Source organism: Aeromonas sp. 601039, assembly GCF_049174415.1.
Taxonomy (GTDB): domain Bacteria; phylum Pseudomonadota; class Gammaproteobacteria; order Enterobacterales; family Aeromonadaceae; genus Aeromonas; species Aeromonas veronii_A.
On the sequence record NZ_JAAKTL010000013.1, the window covers coordinates 66,081 to 88,524 of the forward strand.

General features: G+C 60.9%; 17 protein-coding genes. 8 read left to right on the forward strand and 9 right to left on the reverse strand.

Going from position 1 to position 22,444, the window contains the following annotated elements; translation table 11 throughout:
- Positions 1-145: 145 nt before the first annotated feature.
- The 4 genes from G5195_RS12410 to galE are packed head-to-tail and all read right to left on the reverse strand — an operon-like array spanning position 146 to position 4,394.
- Positions 146-1,117, reverse strand: a complete 972-nt coding sequence (locus G5195_RS12410) for an aldose epimerase family protein (protein WP_421221971.1) — start codon at positions 1,115-1,117, stop codon at positions 146-148.
- On the reverse strand, positions 1,114-2,265 hold the full coding sequence (gene galK / locus G5195_RS12415; RefSeq protein ID WP_216952638.1) for a galactokinase: 1,152 nt from the start codon (positions 2,263-2,265) through the stop codon (positions 1,114-1,116). Before galK ends, G5195_RS12410 begins: the two co-directional genes overlap by 4 nt.
- A complete protein-coding gene (locus tag G5195_RS12420; protein ID WP_216980246.1) occupies positions 2,262-3,320 on the reverse strand; it encodes a UDP-glucose--hexose-1-phosphate uridylyltransferase in 1,059 nt (352 codons plus the stop codon). The genes galK and G5195_RS12420 overlap by 4 nt, the downstream gene beginning before the upstream one ends.
- Before the next feature lie 60 nt (positions 3,321-3,380).
- Entirely contained in the window at positions 3,381-4,394 is a 1,014-nt protein-coding gene (galE, locus tag G5195_RS12425) for a UDP-glucose 4-epimerase GalE (protein WP_216952639.1), read from the reverse strand.
- Between the two features lie 202 nt (positions 4,395-4,596).
- Here galE and G5195_RS12430 point away from each other — a divergent pair, with 202 nt between their 5' ends.
- From G5195_RS12430 to G5195_RS12455, 6 genes are all read left to right on the forward strand, one after another.
- Complete coding sequence (locus G5195_RS12430; RefSeq protein ID WP_041915397.1) at positions 4,597-5,604, forward strand: substrate-binding domain-containing protein; 1,008 nt, start codon at positions 4,597-4,599, stop codon at positions 5,602-5,604.
- Positions 5,605-5,793: 189 nt separating this feature from the next.
- Positions 5,794-8,853 (forward strand): beta-galactosidase, encoded by a 3,060-nt coding sequence (locus G5195_RS12435; protein WP_421236195.1) that lies wholly within the window; start codon positions 5,794-5,796, stop codon positions 8,851-8,853.
- Between the two features lie 276 nt (positions 8,854-9,129).
- Positions 9,130-10,116: a galactose/glucose ABC transporter substrate-binding protein MglB gene (mglB, locus tag G5195_RS12440; RefSeq protein WP_005340747.1), complete on the forward strand. Its 987-nt coding sequence runs from the start codon at positions 9,130-9,132 to the stop codon at positions 10,114-10,116.
- A gap of 53 nt (positions 10,117-10,169) precedes the next feature.
- Entirely contained in the window at positions 10,170-11,690 is a 1,521-nt protein-coding gene (gene mglA / locus G5195_RS12445) for a galactose/methyl galactoside ABC transporter ATP-binding protein MglA (protein WP_041234376.1), read from the forward strand.
- A gap of 16 nt (positions 11,691-11,706) precedes the next feature.
- On the forward strand, positions 11,707-12,717 hold the full coding sequence (gene mglC, locus G5195_RS12450) for a galactose/methyl galactoside ABC transporter permease MglC (protein ID WP_005342585.1): 1,011 nt from the start codon (positions 11,707-11,709) through the stop codon (positions 12,715-12,717).
- 51 nt (positions 12,718-12,768) lie between these two features.
- The gene (locus G5195_RS12455) at positions 12,769-14,502 is read left to right on the forward strand and encodes a methyl-accepting chemotaxis protein (protein WP_421221967.1); all 1,734 of its coding nucleotides are present in this window, start codon (positions 12,769-12,771) and stop codon (positions 14,500-14,502) included.
- Between the two features lie 67 nt (positions 14,503-14,569).
- Here the strand turns inward: G5195_RS12455 and trmA are convergent, their stop codons facing one another.
- The gene (gene trmA, locus G5195_RS12460) at positions 14,570-15,703 is read right to left on the reverse strand and encodes a tRNA (uridine(54)-C5)-methyltransferase TrmA (protein WP_304520409.1); all 1,134 of its coding nucleotides are present in this window, start codon (positions 15,701-15,703) and stop codon (positions 14,570-14,572) included.
- Positions 15,704-15,873: 170 nt separating this feature from the next.
- Between trmA and G5195_RS12465 the strand changes: the two genes are divergently transcribed.
- Both G5195_RS12465 and G5195_RS12470 read left to right on the forward strand, forming a co-directional pair.
- Positions 15,874-17,016 carry a DUF5610 domain-containing protein gene (locus G5195_RS12465; protein WP_421221965.1) on the forward strand — a complete coding sequence of 381 codons (1,143 nt, stop codon included), beginning with the start codon at positions 15,874-15,876 and terminating at the stop codon, positions 17,014-17,016.
- Positions 17,017-17,105: 89 nt separating this feature from the next.
- A complete protein-coding gene (locus G5195_RS12470; protein ID WP_139739736.1) occupies positions 17,106-17,639 on the forward strand; it encodes an ATP--cob(I)alamin adenosyltransferase in 534 nt (177 codons plus the stop codon).
- A 99-nt stretch (positions 17,640-17,738) separates the two neighbouring features.
- Here the strand turns inward: G5195_RS12470 and malZ are convergent, their stop codons facing one another.
- The 4 genes from malZ to yegD form a co-directional block, all read right to left on the reverse strand.
- A complete protein-coding gene (gene malZ, locus G5195_RS12475; protein ID WP_421221963.1) occupies positions 17,739-19,568 on the reverse strand; it encodes a maltodextrin glucosidase in 1,830 nt (609 codons plus the stop codon).
- Between the two features lie 5 nt (positions 19,569-19,573).
- Entirely contained in the window at positions 19,574-20,422 is an 849-nt protein-coding gene (locus G5195_RS12480; RefSeq protein WP_270905935.1) for an HDOD domain-containing protein, read from the reverse strand.
- A gap of 70 nt (positions 20,423-20,492) precedes the next feature.
- Positions 20,493-20,912, reverse strand: a complete 420-nt coding sequence (locus tag G5195_RS12485) for an META domain-containing protein (protein WP_270905936.1) — start codon at positions 20,910-20,912, stop codon at positions 20,493-20,495.
- Between the two features lie 165 nt (positions 20,913-21,077).
- Entirely contained in the window at positions 21,078-22,439 is a 1,362-nt protein-coding gene (gene yegD, locus G5195_RS12490) for a molecular chaperone (RefSeq protein ID WP_421221961.1), read from the reverse strand.
- Between the last annotated feature and the right edge of the window lie 5 nt (positions 22,440-22,444).

A 22,444-nucleotide genomic window follows, 5' to 3' on the forward strand; every position in this document is an offset into this window, starting at 1 on the left:
GAAAGCCATACACCCATCAGCACTGCACGCGGTGGCTGATATCGTAATGATGCCAAGCCGTAGCATGCTTCTTTCATGGTTGTGTTGAATAAGCCGGGCGGGAGAGATGCGACAAAGGGGCGCCTTGACGCGCCCCTTCAATGGGTCAAGCCATAACCGGAATGAGCCGATAACGGGTTATGTGCTGATAGCGTTCTCCTGGCTCCAACCAAGGGTTACCTAATTCTGGACGGCTCGGACTATCTGGCACTTGCTGTGCTTCCAGGCAGAGCCCCTGATAGTTTTCCCAATGTCCCCCCCCGCGTTTTGGGGTGCCAGCCAACCAGTTGCCGGTGTAGAGCTGGACGCCTGGTTGATTGGTGTACATCTCCATACACAGGCTGCCATCCCCTGCCATCAGGGTGGCTTGTGGTGAGGGCGAGGCATCACCAAACAAGAAACAGTGGTCGAATCCCAGACATTTTTTTTGCTGCGAATGGGTCATCCACTGCTCTCCGACCCGCTTGCCATGGCGTAGATCGAATACTCCTTCGACCGGCGCAATACCAAGCGGCAGCGAGTGCTCATCGGTTGGCAGATAGCGGTCTGCATTAATGGTGATGCGGTGATCACGCACATCACCACCATCCAGGTTGAAATAGGCATGGCTGGTGAGATTGACCGGGGTCGGAGCATCTGTGGTGGCGCTCAGCTCGATCACCAGATCGGTCTGCTCCAGCCGGTATTCTACGGTGACGTCCAGATTACCAGGGAAACCCTGTTCGCCATCGGCCAGCCGAGTTTGCAGACGGATGCGATCTTCCGCCAGCCCGTCCAGTTGCCACTCCCGGTTGTGCAGAGAGTCACTGCCCCCGTGCAGGCAGGTGGTGCCCTCGTTGGCGTCTAGTTGCCACTCTTGCCCTGCTCGCTCTAGGCGGGCGTTGCCGATGCGATTGGCAAAGCGTCCTACTATCGCCCCTAAATAAGAGCGTTGATTGGGGTAATCCAGCGGATCACAAGACAGCAGCACATTGCGATAGGTGCCATTGATCGGGATCTCGAGGGCGGTGAGCGTAGCCCCGAAATCGAGCACGCTCAACCGCAGGCCGGCTGCATTCTGCAGATGGAACTCTTTCATGCGATGCCCCCTGCACCGGCGCTGGCGCGGCAGACGTAGCAGTTAGCCTTGAGGCCGAAGCGGGTCGGATACTCCGCCTCGACGGCGGCAATCACCTCGGCCACCTTCTCCGGGCGCAGCAGGGCGACCACGCAGCCGCCGAAGCCGCCGCCGGTCATCCGCACGCCGCCATCTGTGCCGATTTTAGCCTTGATGATCTCCACCAGACCATCGATGGCGGGCACTGTGATCTCGAAGTCATCGCGCATGGCGGCGTGCGACTCGGCCATCAGCTCGCCGAGGCGGGTCAGGTCGTGGCTCGCCAGCGCATCGGCGGCCGCCAGGGTGCGGGCGTTTTCACCGACGATGTGGCGGGCACGGCGATAGCAGGCCTCATCCAGCCCGGCTTTGCCCGCTTCCAGTCCGGCCAGATCGAGGTCGCGCAGCGCCTTGACCCCGTAGTGGCGGGCGGCCGCTTCGCACTGCTGGCGGCGGGTGTTGTATTCGCTATCCACCAGACCGCGGCGCACATTGGAGTTGACGATCAGCACCGCCAGATCGGTGGGCATGGGGATGAGGCGAGTCTCCAGCGAGCGGCAGTCGAGCAGCAGGGCGTGGTCGGTTTTGCCGCTGGCGGAGATCATCTGATCCATGATGCCGCAGTTGCAGCCGACGAACTTGTTCTCCGCCTGCTGGCCATTGAGGGCGATCTCGGCTTGAGTGATGCCGAGCCCCAGCGCCTCTTTGAAGGCCTGACCAATGGCCACTTCCAGCGAGGCGGAGGAGGAGAGCCCCGCCCCCTGCGGCACGTTGCCGGAGACCACCAGATCGAGGCCGCGCAGGGCATAACCGCGCTCCTGCAGATATTTCACCACGCCGCGGATGTAGTCGCTCCAGCGCTGGCTGGGGTGGTGCTCGATGGGCTGGTCGAGGTCGAACAGGTCGCGCTGGTTGTCGTAGTCGGCGGCGATCACCTGCACTTGTCGATCATCGCGCAGGCTGATGGCGACGCAGGTCTCGTAGTCGATGGCGCAGGGCAGCACGAAGCCGTCGTTGTAGTCGGTATGTTCACCGATGAGGTTGACGCGGCCGGGGGCGCGCACCAGCAGATCGGGCGCTTTGGCAAATTGCTCGGCAAAAACGGTGCTGACGCGTTGGCTGGGGGTCATTGGGCCTCCTCATTGGTTTGGCTGGTCTGGTTGTAGTGAATGGGGCTCAGGGCGCGCAGCCGCTGGGCGGCCTGCTCGGGGGTAAGGTCGCGCTGGGTTTCGGCCAGCATCTCGAAGCCCACCATGAATTTGCGCACGGTGGCGGAGCGCAGCAGGGGCGGGTAGAAGTGAGCGTGCAGTTGCCACGCCTCGGGGCACTCCGACTTGGGCGGCGCAAAGTGCCAGCCCATGGAGTAGGGGAAGCTGCACTCGAACAGGTTGTCGTAGCGGCTGGTGAGCTCCTTGAGCGCCACCGCCAGATCCTGCTGCTGGGCCTTGGTCAGGTTCAGCATGGAGGGGACGTGCGCCTTGGGCAGCAACAGGGTTTCGAACGGCCAGGCGGCCCAAAAGGGGACTACGGCAAGCCAGTGTTCGGTCTCCACCACGATGCGCGAGCGATCCGCCAGCTCCCGCTCCACATATTCGAGCAGCATGGGGCGGCCATGCTCGGCCAGCCAGTCTCGCTGGTGCTGTTCTTCGCGGGCGATCTCGTTGGGCAGGAAGTCGCTGCCCCAGATCTGGCCGTGGGGGTGCGGGTTGGAGCAGCCCATGACGGCGCCTTTGTTTTCAAAGACCTGCACCCACTCCCACTGAGCCGACAGCTCGGTGACCTGATCCATCCAGGTGGTGATCACTCCTTCGATGGCGGGCAGCGGCAGCTCGGGCAGGGTCTTGCCGTGATCCGGCGAGAAGCAGATGACCCGGCTGGTGCCGCGGGCGGCTTCCAGCTTCAGCAGGGGGTCGCCTGCGTTGTCGGCGGCCGGGGTATCCTGCATCAGGGCAGCGAAGTCGTTGGTAAAAACGAAGGTGCCCTTGTAGTCGGGGTTGATGTCACCGGTGACCCGGGTGTTGCCCGCGCAGAGGAAGCAGTCGGGATCGTGGGCCTGTTTGGGGGCCTGACTCACCTTCTCCACCTGTCCCTGCCAGGGGCGTTTGGCCCGGTGGGGGGAGACCAGCACATACTGGCCGGTCAGCGGGTTGAAGCGGCGATGGGGATGATCGACGGGGTTGAACATCATCTCTCCTGAATAAGGTATGGAAAACTAAAGTCGTTTATTAACAGGGAGCAGGCAGGCCTACTCCTCGTAACCGTTCGGGTTGGCGGATTGCCAGCGCCAGCTGTCGGCGCACATGGCGTCTATGCCCCGGGTCGCCTGCCAGCCGAGTTCCCGCTCTGCCTTGGCCGGATCGGCCCAGCAGGCGGCGATGTCACCAGGGCGACGCGGTTCGATGCGAAACGGCAGCGGCTTGCCACAGGCGGCGGAGAAAGCGGCGACCAGCTGCAACACACTCTGGCCCTGACCTGTGCCCAGGTTGTAGGTGTGCACGCCACCCTTGTTGGCGCAGTGTTGCAGTGCCTTGACGTGACCTTCGGCGAGATCCATCACATGGATGTAGTCGCGCACGCCAGTGCCGTCCGGGGTAGGGTAATCGTTTCCAAAGACCGAGAGGCAGTCGCGACGGCCAATGGCCACCTGAGTGATATAGGGCATCAGGTTGTTGGGGATGCCCTGCGGGTCTTCCCCCATGGTGCCCGATTCGTGGGCGCCGACCGGATTGAAGTAGCGCAGCAGGGTCATGCTCCAGTGGGGCTCGGCCAGCTGCAGATCCTCGAGGATCTCCTCGATGATCAGCTTGGAGCGACCGTAGGGGTTGGTGGCGCTGCGGGGGAAATCCTCGCGGATCGGCAGATTGGCGGGATCGCCGTAGACGGTGGCCGAGGAGCTGAACACCAGATTGTGCACATTGGCCCGCTTCATCGCCTGCAGCAGGGTGAGGGTGCCGCCGAGGTTGTTCTCGTAGTAATCCAGTGGAATGCGGGTCGACTCACCGACCGCTTTCAGGGCGGCAAAGTGGATCACCGCATCGATCTGCTGTTCGGCGAAGATCCTGTCCAGCAGGGCCGCATCGCGAATATCCCCTTGATAAAACACGGGTTGCTGGCCGCTGATCGCCGCGACTCGGGCCAGCACGCTGCGCTTGCTGTTGCCGAGGTTGTCGACCACCACGGGATTCATGCCTGCCGCTTGCAGGGCCAGACAGGTGTGGCTGCCGATATATCCGCAACCGCCGGTGACCAGAACGTTCATCTTGCTCTCCACTGAAAAAGTGTCTGGAAGCAGTCTAGCCGAGGGTGTGGCGACCAAACTGTGAGCTTGCTTGCAAAACAGTGTAAACGATTACACTGTTTTTGTGATCATCCTGACGGCAGATATGCGTTTCACCCCTGTTTTCAATGGGTTTGCTGGGTATAATGGCGCTCTATTGCACAGTGAAATAAGTGAAAACAGTATGAGCACCATCAAGGATGTCGCCCGTTTGGCCAATGTGTCAGTGGCAACGGTTTCACGGGTGATGAACAACTCCCCCAAGGCCAGCGCCGCGTCTCGCGAAGTGGTGCAGAAGGCCATGGCCGAACTGGGCTATACCCCCAACGCCAACGCGCGGGCACTGGTGAGCCAGACTTGCGACACCATGGGGGTGGTGGTCGGTGACGTGGCCGATCCCTTCTTCGGTGCACTGGTGAAGGGGGTCTCCGGCATCGCCGTCGAGCAGAACCTTCACCTGCTGATGGGTAACGGTTTTCACAAGGCACGTCAGGAGCGTGAGGCGATCGAGCTGCTGATCGGCAAGCGCTGCGAGGCGCTGGTGGTGCACAGCAAGGCGCTGAGCGACGAGGAACTGTACGATTACGCCATGCGGGTGCCCGGTATGGTGCTGATCAACCGCGATATTCCGGCCCTCAAGGGGCGCTGCATCGCCCTCAACAACCGGTTGGGTGCGGCTACGGCGACTCGCCACCTGATCGAACTGGGTCACCGCCATATCGCCTTTATCAGCTCGGATCACGCTATCGAGGATGCCACCTTGCGTTTGCAGGGTTATCAGGATGGGCTGATGGAGGCGGGTCTGGCAGCCGATCCCGAGCTTATCGAGAGCGGCACGCCGAACGAGGAGGGGGGGGAGCGCGCCATGCTCAACCTGCTGGCCAAGGGGCTCAAGGTGACCGCCGTGGTGGCCTATAACGATGCCATGGCGGCGGGCGCCATCTCCGTGTTGGCGGACAACGGTCTGCGAGTGCCGGAGGAGGTCTCGGTAGTGGGCTTCGATGACATCATCTATGCCAGATATTTGCGCCCCAAGCTCTCCACCATGCGCTATCCCATCGAGTTGATGGCGGCCCAGGCGGCCAAGCTGGCCATTCAGCTGGCGGCGGGGGAGAGTGACGCGACCCAGAGCCGGATCTATACCCCCACCCTGATCAATCGCCACTCGGTGGCACCGGTTCGGGCCGGATAGCCCTCTTTTTCGGCCCTGTTCGGGACCGTTTCTTGCACGGTTATTGTTTTACTGGTTTTTAATCATTTTTACTCCGCTTTACTTAACAAAATCAGTGTAATCGTTTACATCTGTGTGAGCGAGATCGCCGTTCCCTGCGTCATACTTCTCTAGACTGAATACGTTTTCCAATCAGCAGGGAGAGAGTGAATGCTCAGGGAGATAGTGGCGCGTCAGGATTGGCAGACTCAGGCTATTACTTCGGTAAACCGGCTGGCAGCCCATGCCCCCATGTTCAGCTGGCGCAGCGAAGCGGATGCCAGGGGGGATCTGGCCTCTTCCTCCCGTCTCTTGCTCGATGGCGAGTGGCGCTTCTCCTTCTTTGCCGCTCCCGAATTGGTGCCCGAGAGCTGGCTGTCGCAGGATCTGGTGGATGCTTGCCCCATTACAGTGCCGGGCAACTGGCAGCTGGATGCCGCCTATCCAGCTGCGCGGCCGCTCACCGATGGCCCCATCTACACCAATATCAAGTACCCCTTTCCCTGCGATCCGCCCCGAGTGCCAGCAGAGAATCCTACTGGCTGCTACTCCCGCGAGTTCGAACTGCCCGCCAACTGGCTGGCAAGCGGACAGAGCCGGATCATCTTCGACGGGGTGAGCAGTGCCTTCCACCTCTTCTGCAACGGTCGCTGGGTCGGTTATTCCCAGGACAGCCGCCTGCCCGCCGAATTCGGTCTGACCCCATATCTGCAGAGCGGTCGCAACCGGCTGGCGGTGCTGGTGCTGCGCTGGTCCGACGGATCCTATCTGGAAGATCAGGATATGTGGTGGCTGTCGGGGATCTTCCGCTCCGTCGGCCTGTTGCACAAACCGTCCCGCCATCTGATGGATATGCGGGTGACGCCTGAACTGGATGCCTGCTATCGGGATGGCCGTCTCAAGATTGCCCTGCAAGTGGCTAATGGGGCCGGTCTGTCGGTGGAGGCCAATCTTTATGACGGCAGCGAGCGGGTCGCGGCCCTGCACCAGCCGATCGGCACTCAAACCATTGATGAAAAAGGGGCGTATGACGATCGCGCCGAGTGCTGGCTCGACGTGGTTGCGCCGCGCAAGTGGAGCGCCGAGACGCCCCATCTCTATCGCCTGACCCTGACCCTGCTGGACGAACAGGGCCAGGTTATCGAGAGCGAGGCATGTGATGTGGGCTTTCGGGTGGTGGAGATCCGTGGCGGCCTGCTGCGGGTCAACGGTCAGCCGCTGCTTGTTCGCGGTGCCAACCGTCATGAACACCATCCCGCCAGGGGCTATGCCATCGATCGCGCCACCATGGAGCGGGATCTGCTGCTGATGAAGCGCCACAACTTCAATGCGGTGCGCTGCTCCCACTATCCCAACCACCCCGACTTCTATCGCCTCTGCGATCGGCTCGGTCTCTATGTGGTGGACGAGGCGAATCTGGAGACCCACGGCATGACCCCCATGGGGCGGCTGGCGCGGGATCCCGCCTGGAGCAATGCCTTTCTGGAGCGGGCGACCCGCATGGTGGCGCGGGATTTCAACCACCCCTCCATCATCATCTGGTCGCTGGGCAACGAGTCGGGTTACGGCCCGGCCCACGATGCCATGTATGGCTGGATCAAGCGCAGCGATCCGAGCCGTCCGGTGCAGTACGAGGGGGGCGGGGCCGATACCCCGGCCACCGACATCATCTGCCCCATGTATGCCAGAACCCATCAGGATCAGCCCTTCCCGGCGGTGCCCAAGTGGGCGCTGGCCAAGTGGATCGGCCTGCCCGGCGAGCACCGACCGTTGATCCTCTGCGAATATGCCCATGCCATGGGCAACAGTCTGGGGGGCTACGCCCACTACTGGCAGGCGTTTCGCGATCATCCACGTCTGCAAGGCGGTTTTGTCTGGGATTGGGTCGATCAGGGGCTCGACAAATACACCGCCGATGGCCGCCACTACTGGGGCTATGGTGGCGACTTCGGTGATGTGCAAAACGATCGCCAGTTCTGCTGCAACGGCCTGCTGTTCCCGGATCGCACCCCCCATCCCGCCCTGTGCGAGGCAAAGCGTGCCCAGCAGCCGTTCCGCTTCACTCTGCTTGAGCACACCCCGTTGCGGGTGCGGATCGAGAGCGAATACCTGTTTCGGGAAACCGACAACGAGCAGCTTTGCTGGCAGCTGTGCGAGAACGGCCATGTGCAGCAGCAAGGGGAGGTTTCCCTCATGCTGGTGCCGCAAGGGGTGGTCGAGTTGACCCTGAGCGAGGCGTTGCCCACCTTTGCGGCAGGCTCACTGGCCTGGCTCGATCTGGCGATCGTTCAGCCACAGGCCACCCTCTGGTCGCAGGCGGATCACAAGGTCGCCCGTCAGCAGTTCACCCTGCCGACCCCCCTTGCCCTGCCTGCTCCTACCGCTGCCGCCACCCTGAGCGAGCAGCCGGATGGCTGGCGGATCACTGCCGCCAACAGCCAGTGGTGGCTCGACAAGCAGAGCGGCCGTATCACCAGTTGGCAAAAATCGGGGCAGGAGCAGCTGTTGGCGCCGATCATGGATCACTTCTACCGCGCGCCGCTCGACAACGACATCGGCACCAGCGAAGCGGATCACGCTGACCCCAACTCCTGGATTGCCCGCTGGCAGGGCTGTGGTCTGGGTCAGTGGCAACATCGCTGTCTGGGGATCGCGGTCGCTGGAGGGGATATCCGGGTCAGCCATGGCTACTTCCATCACAATGAGCTGCTGCTGGTGAGTCACTGGCATCACCGCTTTACCGACGATGGCGCCATGAGCCTGGAGATAGAGACCGAGCTGGCGCAGGTGCTGCCGTCGCTGCCGCGGATCGGTCTGCTGCTCCATCTGGCCGAGGTGCCAGCGCGAGCAGAATGGCTGGGGCGTGGCCCTCACGAGAACTATCCGGATCGCCTGCTGGGCGCTGATCTTGGTCGCTGGAGTTTGCCGCTGGAGGCGATGCATACCCCTTACATCTTCCCGAGCGACAACGGCTTGCGCTGCGATACCCGCCAGTTGCAATTGGGCAGCACGACGGTGAGCGGCAGCTTCCATTTCAGTGCCAGCCGCTTCAGTCAGCAACAGCTGGCCGCTGCTCGTCACCAGAGCGATCTGGTGGCCGAAGAGGGGCTGTGGGTCTGCCTCGATGGCGCCCATATGGGGGTGGGCGGGGATGACTCCTGGAGCCAGAGCGTGCGTCCCGAGTATCAACTGCTTGAGCGTCGTTACCGTTGGGGCTGCACTCTCCGTTAAGCCAGCTATTGAGGGGACTGCCTGGCCAGTGCGCCATTTTGACAACAGACCAGTAACGACTAGCCTCAATGCTGTGGGAAAGATTGAGTCTCAAATCTGATTTAAATTTATATGTATTTGAAAAATAAAAACAAAGTTTCAATGTAACAGAGTGTAATCGTTTTCATTTTGTCGTCATGATCACAGAAGAAATGACAACAAACTGATTACATTGATTGGCGCTTGCTCAATTGCTCGCCACCCTACAACACAGATAGACACATCGGAGCACACATAATGAAAAAACTGACCACAGTTGCCGCCCTGCTGATGGGCATGATGGCTGGAGCCAATGCCCAGGCTGACACCCGTATCGGGGTAACCGTCTACAAATACGACGACAACTTCATGGCGGTCGTGCGCAAGGCCATCGAGAAGGAGGCGGCAGCCACTCCGGGGGTGGAGCTGCTGATGAACGACTCCCAGAACGACCAGTCCAAGCAGAACGACCAGATCGACGTGCTGCTGGCCAAAGGGGTGAAGGCGCTGGCCATCAACCTGGTTGACCCCGCTGCGGCGCCGGTAGTGATTGAGAAAGCCCGTGGCGAAGATATCCCGGTGGTCTTCTACAACAAGGAGCCGAGCGCTACCGATCTGGCCAGCTACGACAAGGCCTACTACGTGGGTACCGACTCCAAGGAGTCAGGGATCATCCAGGGTCAGCTGATTGCCAAACACTGGAAAGCCCATCCGGAGTGGGATCTGAACAAGGATGGCGTGATCCAGTTCGTGCTGCTGAAAGGGGAGCCGGGCCACCCGGATGCCGAAGCGCGCACCTCCTACGTGGTCAAGACCCTGAACGATGGCGGCGTCAAGACTGAACAACTGCATATGGATACCGGTATGTGGGATACCGCCATGGCGAAAGACAAGATGGACGCCTGGATCTCCGGCCCCAACGCCAACAAGATCGAAGTGGTCATCGCCAACAACGACGGCATGGCAATGGGCGCAGTCGAATCACTGAAAGCACAGGGCAAGACTGCCATTCCGGTGTTCGGCGTCGATGCGCTGCCGGAAGCGCTGGCCATGGTCAAGAGCGGTGCTATGGCGGGTACCGTGCTGAACGATGCGGCCAACCAGGCCAAAGCCACCTTCGAGCTGACCAAGAACCTGGCTGAAGGCAAACCGGCCGGTGAAGGCACCAAGTGGAATATCGTCGACAAGGTAGTACGTGTTGCCTACGTCGGTGTGGATAAAGACAACCTGTCCCAATTCGAGTAATTCCCTCCTCCAGGGCAAGGGAGATCCCCTTGCCCTTTTTTCAACCAGATGTGATGGCTGATATGACAACACAGCAACAATCAGAATGGCTGTTGGAGATGATTGACGTCAGTAAGAGCTTTCCCGGCGTCAAGGCACTCGATAATGTCAATTTACGGGTCCGTCCTCATTCTGTGCATGCGTTGATGGGCGAGAACGGAGCGGGAAAATCCACACTGCTCAAGTGCCTGTTCGGCATTTACGAGAAGGATCAGGGCAAGATCTTCTTCAAGGGGCAGGAGATCAACTTCACCTCCTCGAAAGAGGCGCTGGAAAATGGCGTCTCCATGGTGCATCAGGAGCTCAACCTGGTGCTGCAGCGTACCGTGATGGACAACATGTGGCTCGGCCGCTACCCCACCAAGGGGTGGTTTATCGACCACGGCAAGATGTATGACGACACCAAGCGCATCTTCGATGAGCTGGATATCGACATCGACCCCAAGGTGAAGGTCGCGACCCTGTCGGTCTCCCAGATGCAGATGATCGAGATCGCCAAGGCGTTCTCCTACGACGCCAAGATCGTCATCATGGATGAACCCACCTCCTCCCTGACCGAGAAAGAGGTGAACCACCTCTTCAAGATCATCAACAAGTTGAAGGAGAAGGGGTGCGGCATCGTCTACATCTCTCACAAGATGGAGGAGATCTTCCAGCTCTGTGACGAGATCACCATATTGCGGGATGGCCAGTGGGTGGCAACCCAGCCGCTCAAGGGCATGACCATGGATCAGATCATCGGCATGATGGTCGGCCGTGAACTGACCCAGCGTTTCCCGGAAAAGACCAACCAGCCGAAAGAGGTGATCCTCGAGATCGAACACCTGACGGCGAAAAACCAGCCCTCCATTCAGGATGTGACCTTCAACCTGCACAAGGGGGAGATCCTCGGCATCGCCGGACTGGTGGGGGCCAAGCGCACCGATATCGTCGAGACCCTGTTCGGTATTCGCGATCGCAGTCAGGGCAGCATCAAGCTGCACGGCAAAGAGGTGGCCAACCACAACGCCCACGAAGCGATCCGCAACGGCTTTGCGCTGGTGACGGAAGAGCGCCGCTCCACCGGTATCTACTCCCGGCTCGATATCGCCTTCAACTCCCTGATCGCCAACATGGACAGCTACAAGGGCTCCATGGGGCTGCTCAGCGACAACAAGATGAAGAGCGATACCCAGTGGGTGATCGACTCCATGCGGGTCAAGACGCCGACCCAGCAGACCCAGATAGGTTCCCTCTCCGGGGGCAACCAGCAGAAGGTGATCATCGGTCGCTGGCTGCTGACCCAGCCGGAGATCCTGATGCTCGACGAGCCCACCCGCGGCATAGACGTCGGGGCCAAGTTCGAGATCTACCAGCTCATCCTGGAGCTGGCGAAGAAGGACAAGGGGATCATCATCATCTCGTCAGAGATGCCGGAATTGCTGGGGATCACCGACCGCATCATGGTGATGAGCAATGGCCGGGTCGCCGGGATCGTCAATACCAAAGAAACTGACCAGAGCGAGATACTGCGCCTGGCATCTCTGTACCTCTAGAGACAGGAAGACATTTATGGAGTCGGCTAAAAATTTCAATCTGATGCAGGCGCTCAAGGAAAACGCCATCTATCTGGTGCTGCTGGTGCTGCTCATGGTCATCGTGATCCAGGAGCCCTCCTTCCTGAGCCTCACCAACTTCAGCAACATTCTGACCCAGTCCTCGGTGCGGGTCATCATAGCGCTGGGGGTGGCGGGCATCATCATCACTCAGGGGACGGATCTCTCGGCCGGTCGTCAGGTCGGTCTGGCGGCACTCATCGCGGCAACCATGTTGCAGGCGCTGACCAACGTCAACAAGGTGTTCCCGACGTTGGGGGAGGTGCCCATTCCTGCGGTGATCCTGCTGGTCTGTGTGGTGGGGGCGCTGATTGGTCTGGTCAACGGTCTGATCGTGGCCTACCTGAACGTTACCCCGTTCATTACCACCCTGGGCACCATGATCATCGTCTACGGTATCAACTCCCTCTACTTTGACTCGGTAGGGGCTTCGCCGGTGGCCGGGTTTGACCCCCGCTTCTCCAGCTTCGCCCAAGGGTTTATCCGGATAGGAGGATTCAAACTCTCCTATCTCACCTTCTATGCGGCCATCGCCAGCGTCTTTGTCTGGGTGCTGTGGAACAAGACCCGCTTTGGCAAGAACATCTTCGCCATCGGCGGCAACCCCGAGGCAGCCAAGGTCTCCGGCGTCAATGTGGCGGTCAATCTGGTAATGATCTATGCGCTGGCGGGGGTCTTCTACGCCTTCGGCGGCATGCTGGAAGCAGGCCGTATCGGTAGCGCCACCAACAACCTCGGCTTCATGTACGAGCTGGATGCCATCGCGGCGTGCGTGGTGGGCGGCGTGTCGTTTGCCGGCGGGGTGGGAACGGTCGCGGGTGTGATCACCGGCGTACTTATCTTCACCCTGATCAACTATGGTTTGACCTATATCGGGGTCAGCCCTTACTGGCAGTTCATCATCAAGGGCGGCATCATCATTCTGGCGGTGGCATTGGATTCCATGAAGTACGCCAAGAAGAAATAACGATTGGCAGGGAGGGTTGGTGCTGCCAGCCCTCTCTTCTGGAGGGAACCCATGCCATTCAAGGTCAAGATTTACCTCTTGCTGCTACTGGCCATTCTGGTCACCATCGGCACCGCTGGGCTCAGCGTGAATCACTTCATCAGTGGTTACATTCGCACTCAGGCCACCCACAACATCACCGAGCAGATCACCCTGGTCAAAGAGAAGCTGGCCAGCGACATCAATCAGAAAATCCTGTTGGCCGCCAACCTCAACTTCGGGGTGACCAACGTCAAGAAGACCCTGCAAGAGACCGGCTTTCACAACATCGTCAAAGTGATCGGCGACATGGCCTTCGACGTGAGCGGGGTCATCAACGACAGTGCCAAAGTCGATGCCCTGCGCAAGCTGATCCCTGCCGCCAACAACCAGATCACCGTCAGCCCGCTGCAACAGGTGGATGGCAAGCCGGTCATCACCATTCTGGTGCCGCGCGGTGCCGATTCCGCCTATCTCTACTACCTCGACATGAGCGAGTTCAAAAGCCTGCTGGAGAAGATGAGTGGCGATGGCCGCTACTTCTCGTTGGCCGACAGTCAGGGCAACAACCTCTATGACAGCAAACCGCAGGGGGAGAGTGAAGCGCGCCCCAACCAGCTGGATATTCGTGGCAGTAGCTGGACGCTGACCAGCTACATCGACCTCGATTACATCCGGGCCATGACCCGGGCCCTCAACGGCCAGATCATCATGGCGCTGTGCGGCGTGGCGATCGTGGTGATGGTGCTGGCGATGCTGGCGCTCAATGTGGCCTATCGCCCCATCCTCTCGCTGCGGGATCTGGTGCTGGAGCTCTCTCGCGGCAGCGGCGATCTCACCCGCCGACTGGCGGTGACCAGCAAGGATGACCTTGGCCAGATCTCGGCCGGTATCAACCGCTTTATCGAGCGGCTGCAGGAGATGATGGGGGAGGTGCGGCAGGCGAGCGGCCAGCTCAACAGCGGCATCGAGGGGCTGGCCAACCAGACCGGCGCCGCCCAGTCTCTGCTGGCGGACCATGTACGCGAGACCGAGCAGGTGGTGACCGCCATCAACGAGATGAGCCGCACCGCGGTCTCCGTCTCCGAGAGTGCGGCCAGCACCGCCCAGCTTACCGGCCAGAGCCAGCAGCTGGCGAGCCAGTCCCGCCAGGTGGTGGATCAGGCGATGGCCAGCGTGATGGCGCTGGTGGACGAGGTGGAGGAGACCGCCCGTTCCATCGAGGCGATGCAGCAGGATGTGCAGCAGATTGGCTCTGTATTGGGGGTGATCGGCAGCATTGCCGAACAGACCAACCTGCTGGCCCTCAACGCCGCCATCGAGGCGGCTCGCGCCGGGGAACAGGGTCGTGGCTTTGCGGTGGTGGCGGATGAGGTACGCTCGCTTGCGGCCCGTACCCAGAAGAGCACTGCAGAGATCCAGACCATGCTGGCCAGCCTGCAGCGGGGCACCCGGACTGTGGTGGAGGCCATGGGCAACACCAAGCAGAGCTGTCAGGGGGCTGCCGAGAACACCACTAAAGTCAACGAGTCGCTGGATCTGATGGCGGGGGAAGTGGTGGAGATCAACGATCTCATCAGCCATATCGCCACGGCAGCGGAGCAGCAGAGTGCGGTGGCTGAAGAGATCAATCGCAACATGAGTGCCATTGCCGAAGTGATCCGCCAGCTGACCCACAATGGCGAAGCGACGGTTGCCAGTTCCGCCGCGATGCAGCAAACCTACGACCGGCTGCGGGAGATCGTGGGCCACTTCCGACTGGAGTGAGGCCGATGTTGAGCCAATAACAAAACAGGGCCATCCGGCCCTGTTGTTGTTTTCCTGTCTGCCTTAATCAATCGGCCTTGCGACGCAGATAGACCCCGGCTTCCATGTGATGGGTCCAGGGGAACTGGTCGAACAGGGCGAAACGGGCGATCTCGTGGGTTTCGCCCAGCACGGTCATGTTGGCCTGCAGGGTTTCGGGGTTGCAGGAGATGTAGAGGATGTTGTCGTACTCCTGTACCAGCTTGACGGTCGCATCGTCGAGACCGGCGCGGGGCGGGTCGACGAAGATGGTGTTGCACTGGTAGCTCTTGAGATCGACCCCCTTGAGGCGGTTGAACTCCCGCTCGCCACGCATCGCCATGGTGAACTCCTCGGCCGACATGCGCAGGATAATCAGGTTGTCGACGCCGTTGGCGGCGATGTTGAACTGGGCGGAGTCGACGCTTGGCTTGGCGATCTCGGTGGCCAGCACCTTGCGGAAGTTCTGCGCCAGCGCGATGGAGAAGTTGCCGTTACCGCAATAGAGCTCCAGCAGATCCCCTTCGCTCCCCTTGGTCACATCCAGCGCCCAGGCCAGCATCTGCTCGTTGATGGCAGCGTTGGGCTGGGTGAAGCTGTTCTCCACCTGCTTGTAGATGAGCTGGCGACCTGCCACGTTGAGCTGTTCGATGACGAAGTCATCCCCCAGACAGATCTTCTGCTTGTGGGCGCGGCCAATCAGCTGCAGCTCGAACCCCTTGGCGCGCAGGTCGGCCTGCAGCGCTTCGGCGGCTTGTTGCCATTCGGCCTCCAGCTTGCGGTGATAGAGCAGGCTGACAATGATCTGGCCGGACTGGGTGGAGAGGTAGTCAATCTGGAACAGCTTGCGGCGCAGCACCGGGTGTGGGCGCAGCCCCTCCAGCAGCAGCGGCATCAACTGGTTGATGAGGCGACTGGCGGTGGGGAAGTGGTCTATCTTGATGATCTCTTTAGTCGCCGGGGCATACATGCAGTGGAAGAGGTCATCCCCTTCGTGCCAGATGCGAAATTCGGCGCGCATCCGGTAGTACTCCGCCGGTGAGCTGTGCACTTCCAGCGCCGGGAGGGTGAAGCCGGCAAACAGCTCGGTGAGGCGAGCGCGCTTTTCGTCGAGTTGGGCCTGATAGTCGGCCGCGGTTCTAGGCGCCGGAGCGTTCGCGGAAGGCTGTTGGGATTGGGTCATAAATACCTCACATGCACACCGGCCGGGCCGGGTCGAAATCGGGGGAAGGCAACAGGCCACCCAAAGGGGCCCGATTTTAAAAGCCAGCCGCAGATTGTCCAGCATTTTGTGGTTAAGAAGTGTTCAGTCAGGCCGATAGCTGATCTACAGGCATGGTGGGAGGACACATTATGCAGATCGAAGGCGTGGGCGCAGCCCAACCCAAGGGAGTGGGTGTTTCTCCCAAATCGCCCCAACAGGCGGAGCCGAAACAGGTCAAGAGCGAGGAAGAGGTCTCCTTGCACAAGCCGCCCAAGTGGGCGCAGGTGCTGATCCAGCAGGCGCTGCAGTTTTCGCTGGAGATTAACGGCCAGGGCTATCAGGCTCCCAAAATGAAGGAGCCCGAAGAGATCACTCCGGAGACCCTGTTCGACTTCCAGTCGGTGGCGGACAACGTGTTGCAGTTCGTGACCGGGCGGCTTGGTGCCGCGCGGGCCGATGGTAAATCCGATGACGACCTGACCGGGATGATGGAACAGGCCCGCAAGGGGATCGAAAATGGTTTTGGCGAGGCAAAAAAACAGCTCGGCAAGTGGGCGACCGACAACGAGGATATCAAGACCGGTATCGATCAGAGCTACAAGCTGATCCAGAAGGGGCTCGAGGAGTTCGAGAAGGAGTTCTTCGGCAAGGTCTCCCCGACCGACATGGGGCAGGCCGAGATGGCCAGCCGCCAGCAGGGCTATCTGGAAATCCAGACCAAGGATGGCGACAAGGTGGTGCTGCGCTTCAACGACAGCTGGCAGAGCAAGTCCCAGAAGGATGAGAGCGGCAGTCAGTTCAGCCTCAAATCGAGTCAGAGCTTCAGCTTCTCACTGGAGGGGGATCTCAACAGCGACGAGATGGAGTCCATCGGCAAGCTGGTCAAGGGGATCGACGAGCTGGCGGGGAACTTCTTCTCCGGCAACTTCGAGGATCTGCTGGATAAGGCGAATGAACTGAAGCTGGACGACAGTCAGCTGGCCTCCTATTCCCTCAAACTCAAGCAGAGCGTCAAGTTGAGCCAGACCTATCAGGGGGCCAGCTCCCTGCAGGATCTGCTCAAGCCGTTTGCCGACTATCTGCCCAAGCTGGATCAGGTACAGAAGCAGGCAGATACCCTGCTGCCGGAGTCCCAGCAACAGGCGCTGACCCCGGCAGTGCTGGCCGCTCGCGGTCAGAGCGATCCGGCACAGATCAGCAGCTTCACCAACTTCAACCAGCGCATGCTGGAGGCGCTGCGGATGATCGGCCAGTTCCAGCCGTCCACCGAGCCCGCCAGTAAGAACGCCTGAGCCACAGCGCGTAACGCAAGTAATGAGCTGCCGTTTGCCAGCCCTTCCCGGGGCTGGCAAACTGGCCTTTTCTCCAATCCGGTTGCCCCATGAACCCCAAGAAGCCAAGAGACAAGCGCGAGCTCTGCTACCCCTTTATCTTCGAAACCTCGTTCAAATGTGATTTTGAAATCGCCACCGACGAGCTCTGTTGTCAGGTTGGGGCCGTGCTGTCACACCTTGCGCCGGATGCGGATACCCGGCCCGTGATGGCGGATCTCGCGGCGTTGCAGCGGCTTATCTACAACCTCAACGGCTCGGTACGCGGCAAGCTGGGGATCTTCGACGCAGATCTTGAGTGGCTCAAGGCCCGTTACGACCACTACAACGAGGCAAGTCGCGGTAGCGTCACCGGTTTTGTGCTGCCACAGGGGCCGCAGCCCATTCCAACCCTCCATCTTTGCCGCTGTGGCAGCAAGAAGGTGGTGCGGCTGCTGGTGCGGCTGGAAGAGAGCGAGGTGGCCTTCGATCCCATTCTCTATCGCTTCGCTAACCTGCTGGCCAACTTCTTCTTCGTGCTCACCGTCTACCTCAAGCAGCGCTGGCAGGTGCCGGAAGTACCCTACGTCAGCATCAATTACTGATGTCGGCAGGCAAAGAGCCGAACGCCATGGTGGATTGAACGGAATAAAAAACCGGAGCCTTGGACTCCGGTTTTGTTTTTCAGCGCGTAAGTTGTTCGCTCAGCTGGAGATCAGTACCCGGGCCGAGTTGGCCGGGATGGTGAGCTGCAATTCGCCTTGTACTACTTCGAACTTTTCGCCGTTGAAGGCGTCTGTGAAGCGGCTGGCGGGGCTGGCGGTCTGCCACAGGGGCAGGCTGATGGTGCGCGGCTCGCTCGGGTGACGGTTGCAGGCCACCACCACCTGATCGCTTTGCAGGGTACGGGCGAACACATAGCTGTGGGGCCCGGCGTAGAGGGTCTGGATATCGCCACGGCGCAGGGAGGGGCGCTGGCGGCGGATCTGGATCAGCCGACGATAGTGGTCGTGCAGCACGTGATCCCAATCAGTGGTATCCCACGGGAAGCAGCGGCGGCAGTCCGGATCGTTGCCGCCGGAGAGCCCTACTTCATCGCCGTAGTAGATGGAGGGCACACCGATATAGGTGAGCAGCAGGGTGGCGGCCAGCTGCATCCGCTGCTTGTCTTCACCCAGCAGGTGGAGGAAGCGGGCGGTATCGTGGCTGTCCAGCAGGTTGAACTGGGCCAGCTGGTTCTTGAACGGGATATGGGCCCGCGCCAGCTTGAGCCAGCGATCCAGCTCTTCGGCGCTGATCTTGATGGGATGGTAGGCGATATCCTGCCCCGCAAGGAAGGCGCGGATCGGGTGAGCGAAGCCGTAGTAGTTCATGGCGCCGTCCTCCTGATCCCCTTGCAGCCACTGGCTCGCCTCGAAGAAGTGTTCGCCGAGCACATAGGCATCCGGGTTCTCCTGCTTCACTGCCCCGCGAATGGCGCGCACGTGACTGCGGTTACCCTCGGCGGTGCCGCGCTCGCCCAGCATGTGGATGACGTCAAAGCGCCAGCCGTCGATCTGGTAGGGGGCGCGCATCCAGTAACGGAGGATGGCGTCGTCGGCCCGATAGACGGCGTCCTGTACCTTCTCGCAGGAGAAGTCGAGCTTGGGCAGGCTGCGAATGCCCTTCCAGCTGACGTAATCCCCTTCTTTGTCAAAGGTGTAGAAGCTGCGCCACGGGGAGTCCGGGTTGCTCTGGGCTCCCAGTGGCGGGCAGAACCAGGGGTGTTCGGTAGAGGTGTGGTTGACCACCGCATCGAGGATGATCTTCATGCCGCGCTGGTGCAGGTTGCGGGTCAGCTCGGCGAACTGCTCGTTGCTGCCGAGATGGGCATCCACCTTGAAGTAGTTCTGGGTGTCGTACTTGTGGTTGCTCGGTGAATCGAAGATTGGGTTGAGGTAGAGCGCCGTCACCCCGAGGGATTGCAGGTAGTGCAGCTTGGCATCGATCCCCGCCAGATCCCCACCATAGAATTCGCAGGCGCCGTGGCCCTCTTCGTGACGGCTGACCGGCTCGCCCCACGCCTTGCTGATCACAGCCTTGCCACGGTACTCGTACTCGTGATGCTTGACGCTCAGCGACGGATCGCCGTTGCAGAAGCGGTCGGGGAAGATCTGGTAGAACACCTGATCCTGCACCCAGGCCGGTGGCTGGTGCAGGCTGTTGAAGCGAAAATGTTGCTCCCGTGGCGGCATGGACGCGCTGACGCCCGCCCCGTGCAGCCACCACTGCTCCTCGTCGGTGAGGCACTTGAAGCTGTAGAGGTGGATATCTTGTCCCTTGATGAGCGGCAGAGTCGCCTGCCATACCTGCAGCCGATCGCGGGTGGAGACCGCCGTCATCGGGATCAGGTACTCCTCGTTATCCGGCTCGTGGCGCAGCCATACCTCGCGGATCGGCGCATCCAGCTCGCTAAAGAGGGTCAATTGCAGTGCGTCGGCGCTCTCTTTGAACCAGGGCGCCACCTGGGGATGAAACAGAAACGGATGGGTCATGATGCTTATTGAGTCAGAAGATCGGCGAGGGCATTACCCTGTTCATGCAGTGTTTCGAGCTGGCCTGCCAGCGACTTGGGATCCAGTCCCAACTGGTCGGCGAGCGGTTTGGGGAAGCGGGCGATGATGGCCTGGGCAGGCACGCCCGCGTTCCAGGCGAAGGAGATAAACACGGCGAGGCGGATCAGCACCGCCTCCTTGCTGACCGGATCGTGGGAGAGCGGGTCAAGCTGTTGGGAGATGGCATCGACGAAGGCCTCGGAGAGGTTCCAGCGCCGCGCCAGCTCGGCACCGAGCTGGGCATAGTCGTAGCCCAGCATCTCCCGCTGGGCCTCGACCCGGCTGCTGCCGTTCTGGATCGCCATGTTGATGAGCTCGGCCTCCTCCGGCAAGGTGCTCTGGATAAGCAGTTCGCCGATGTTGTGGATCAGGGCACAGGTGAAGGCGGTCTCGGGATCCATCACCTTGGCCTCCTGGGCCAGGGTTCGGGCTATGGTGGCGACCTGGAAGGTCTCGGTCCAGAACTTGTTCTTGTCGAAGCTGGGCGGGGCCTTGAAGGTGCCGATGATGCCGGAGGCGACCACCACGGAGCGCAGCCGGTTGAAGCCGAGCCGGATCACCGCCTGCTCAATGGAGGTCACTTCGTTGCCCCGGCGCAGGGCGGCCGAGTTGGCCATCTTTAGCACCTTGACGCTGATCACCTGGTCCATGGCGATCTTGGCCGCAATCTGGTCGATGCGGGCATTCTCGTCGTTGAAGCTCTGCATCAACTCGTGCAGCAGCTTGGGAATAGTGGGGAGTTGTTTGATCTTGTCAAACAGGCGATCCATCGACATGGCTGAGGCAGCCTCCATTGCGAACTCTGCCTCATATTGTGCCACAGCCGGACAACATGTTCCTGTTTGTGATGCGGCTTTGTGAGCGCTAGAACACCCAGTCGCGCAAGGTGTATTCCAAACGGTGCCGTTTGCCCTGCAGGATCAGGCTCTGGCTGGTGCCGCTCAAAGTCGCCCCCTCGGTCAGGGTGGTCAGCACGGCCTGTTCTATGGCGTCCAGCGGCGGCATGCAGGCCATTTCGGTACTGCCCAGACTGGTGACCCACAGTTTGTCATCTTCCAGATGGCCCTGACCGAAGTAGCGGTTGCAACCGGCGATGCCATTGACGGTGAAGTGCTCGCCGATCTCGAAATCGGGGGGATTGTCGCGGGGGGCCTCGATCGGTTCGCCATCCAGTTTGCTCAGTACCCAGTGGTGGTGTTGCAGATCTTGCTGAACAAAGGCGGTCGAGCTGCAGCCAGCGAGCAGTAACAGGGGGATCAGCAACAAAAAGGGCAATCTGGGCATGAGGGGGCTCCGGTTGGGGGAGCGTCAAGAATACCCTTTTTGGGCAGTCGGGAGCAGGGCGGGAGAGGGGACGACCGACCGCTTCTGTCGTCCCTTGTCCCGCGTGACTGTCGCTTAATGGCAACACCCGGGTGATGTTGCAATCGATTTACGCTATCTCAGGGCTCAGTTGACGAACAGCCGCTCGGCATAACGGGCAAGACCGGCAGCCACCGAGCCGAAGTCATCGCCACCCTCAAGCGGGATGGAGGGGAGCTTCTGGCGGATAAAGCTGGCGATCAGCGGCGAGCGGGCGCTACCACCGGTGACGAAGATGCGATCAGGCTGCACTCCGGCAGCGGCAATCGCTTCGTCCATCAGCTCGCCAATTTTTTCCAGCAGCAGGGCCGAGGCGTTGGCCAGCTGTTCGCGGGTCAGCTCCGCTTCCAGCCCTTTTTCCAGCTCGGCCAGCGACTGGCGATTGAGTTCCTGCTCCGAGAGGGCGATCTTGCCCTGCTCGGCACGCCACACCAGCTGGTGGCTCAGCTTGTGGGCCCGCAGGCTGGCCAGACGCCCCAACTTGCTGCCGGGCTGGCTGTCGAGCTGCAGATCCTGCAGCTGGCGGGCGGTGTCGAGGCTGTAGAAGCGGCTCTGGGCGCTGACGTCGTTGATGGCGGCCGCATCCCAGAACAGCGGGTGGGGCAGCGGCTTGCCGGTCTTGAGGGTCTCGTGCATGCCGAGCAGCGGCATCATCCCCTCCACCGTCAGGCGGATATCGAAGTCGTTGCCGCCGATCCGCTGGCCGCTGTGGCCGAGCAGATCGCCGCTGCGATCCAGCTGATCGCGGTAGCTGGGACCCATCCGCAGCATGGAGCAGTCGGTGGTACCGCCGCCGATATCCACTACCAGCACCACGGCGTCTTCGGTGAGGCGCGCCTCGAATTCAAACCCGGCGGCCACCGGTTCATAGAGGAACTCCACCTGCTCGAAACCGGCCAGACGGGCTGCCTCGGTCAGGATGGCGATAGCTTGCTGGTTGCTCTCTTCCCCCGCCAGCCCCTGGAAGTTGACCGGACGGCCGATCACCGCCTGGCGGATCGGGGCACCGAGCTGCTGCTCCGCCTGCTGGCGGACGTGGAGCATCATGGCGCAGACGATGTCTTCAAACAGGGCGATCTGGGGGGCCTTGAGGCCATAGGCGCCGAGAAAGGATTTCGGCGATTTGATGTAGTAGCCGTCGTCCGGCTCTTCCAGATAGCGCTCCAGTGCAGCGCCGCCAAAGCTCAGCTCGTCGATCAGTCCCTCTTCGCGCATCTGGCGGCGAACCATCTGGGCACGGGTGACCACGGGGCCACGCAGCTTGAGGTACTCCGCCTGCTGGGCGGGGGCCAGCCCTTCGGCCAACAGACCGGCGATAGCATCCCGGTGGGGGGCATGCAGGGTGGAGGGGAGATAGCGGGATGCACCAAGATTCAGCAGCCTGGGGCTACCTTGTTCCATCACGGCCACGGCACAGTTGGAGGTGCCGTAATCAAATCCGATAAACATGGGCG

Bases quoted from the DNA above. Each gene is read 5' to 3' on its own strand.
- G5195_RS12410 (WP_421221971.1), bottom strand. From the start codon at position 1,117: ATGAAAGAGTTCCATCTGCAGAATGCAGCCGGCCTGCGGTTGAGCGTG.
- galK (WP_216952638.1), bottom strand. From the start codon at position 2,265: ATGACCCCCAGCCAACGCGTCAGCACCGTTTTTGCCGAGCAATTTGCC.
- G5195_RS12420 (WP_216980246.1), bottom strand. From the start codon at position 3,320: ATGTTCAACCCCGTCGATCATCCCCATCGCCGCTTCAACCCGCTGACC.
- galE (WP_216952639.1), bottom strand. From the start codon at position 4,394: ATGAACGTTCTGGTCACCGGCGGTTGCGGATATATCGGCAGCCACACC.
- G5195_RS12430 (WP_041915397.1), top strand. From the start codon at position 4,597: ATGAGCACCATCAAGGATGTCGCCCGTTTGGCCAATGTGTCAGTGGCA.
- G5195_RS12435 (WP_421236195.1), top strand. From the start codon at position 5,794: ATGCTCAGGGAGATAGTGGCGCGTCAGGATTGGCAGACTCAGGCTATT.
- mglB (WP_005340747.1), top strand. From the start codon at position 9,130: ATGAAAAAACTGACCACAGTTGCCGCCCTGCTGATGGGCATGATGGCT.
- mglA (WP_041234376.1), top strand. From the start codon at position 10,170: ATGGCTGATATGACAACACAGCAACAATCAGAATGGCTGTTGGAGATG.
- mglC (WP_005342585.1), top strand. From the start codon at position 11,707: ATGGAGTCGGCTAAAAATTTCAATCTGATGCAGGCGCTCAAGGAAAAC.
- G5195_RS12455 (WP_421221967.1), top strand. From the start codon at position 12,769: ATGCCATTCAAGGTCAAGATTTACCTCTTGCTGCTACTGGCCATTCTG.
- trmA (WP_304520409.1), bottom strand. From the start codon at position 15,703: ATGACCCAATCCCAACAGCCTTCCGCGAACGCTCCGGCGCCTAGAACC.
- G5195_RS12465 (WP_421221965.1), top strand. From the start codon at position 15,874: ATGCAGATCGAAGGCGTGGGCGCAGCCCAACCCAAGGGAGTGGGTGTT.
- G5195_RS12470 (WP_139739736.1), top strand. From the start codon at position 17,106: ATGAACCCCAAGAAGCCAAGAGACAAGCGCGAGCTCTGCTACCCCTTT.
- malZ (WP_421221963.1), bottom strand. From the start codon at position 19,568: ATGACCCATCCGTTTCTGTTTCATCCCCAGGTGGCGCCCTGGTTCAAA.
- G5195_RS12480 (WP_270905935.1), bottom strand. From the start codon at position 20,422: ATGGAGGCTGCCTCAGCCATGTCGATGGATCGCCTGTTTGACAAGATC.
- G5195_RS12485 (WP_270905936.1), bottom strand. From the start codon at position 20,912: ATGCCCAGATTGCCCTTTTTGTTGCTGATCCCCCTGTTACTGCTCGCT.
- yegD (WP_421221961.1), bottom strand. From the start codon at position 22,439: ATGTTTATCGGATTTGATTACGGCACCTCCAACTGTGCCGTGGCCGTG.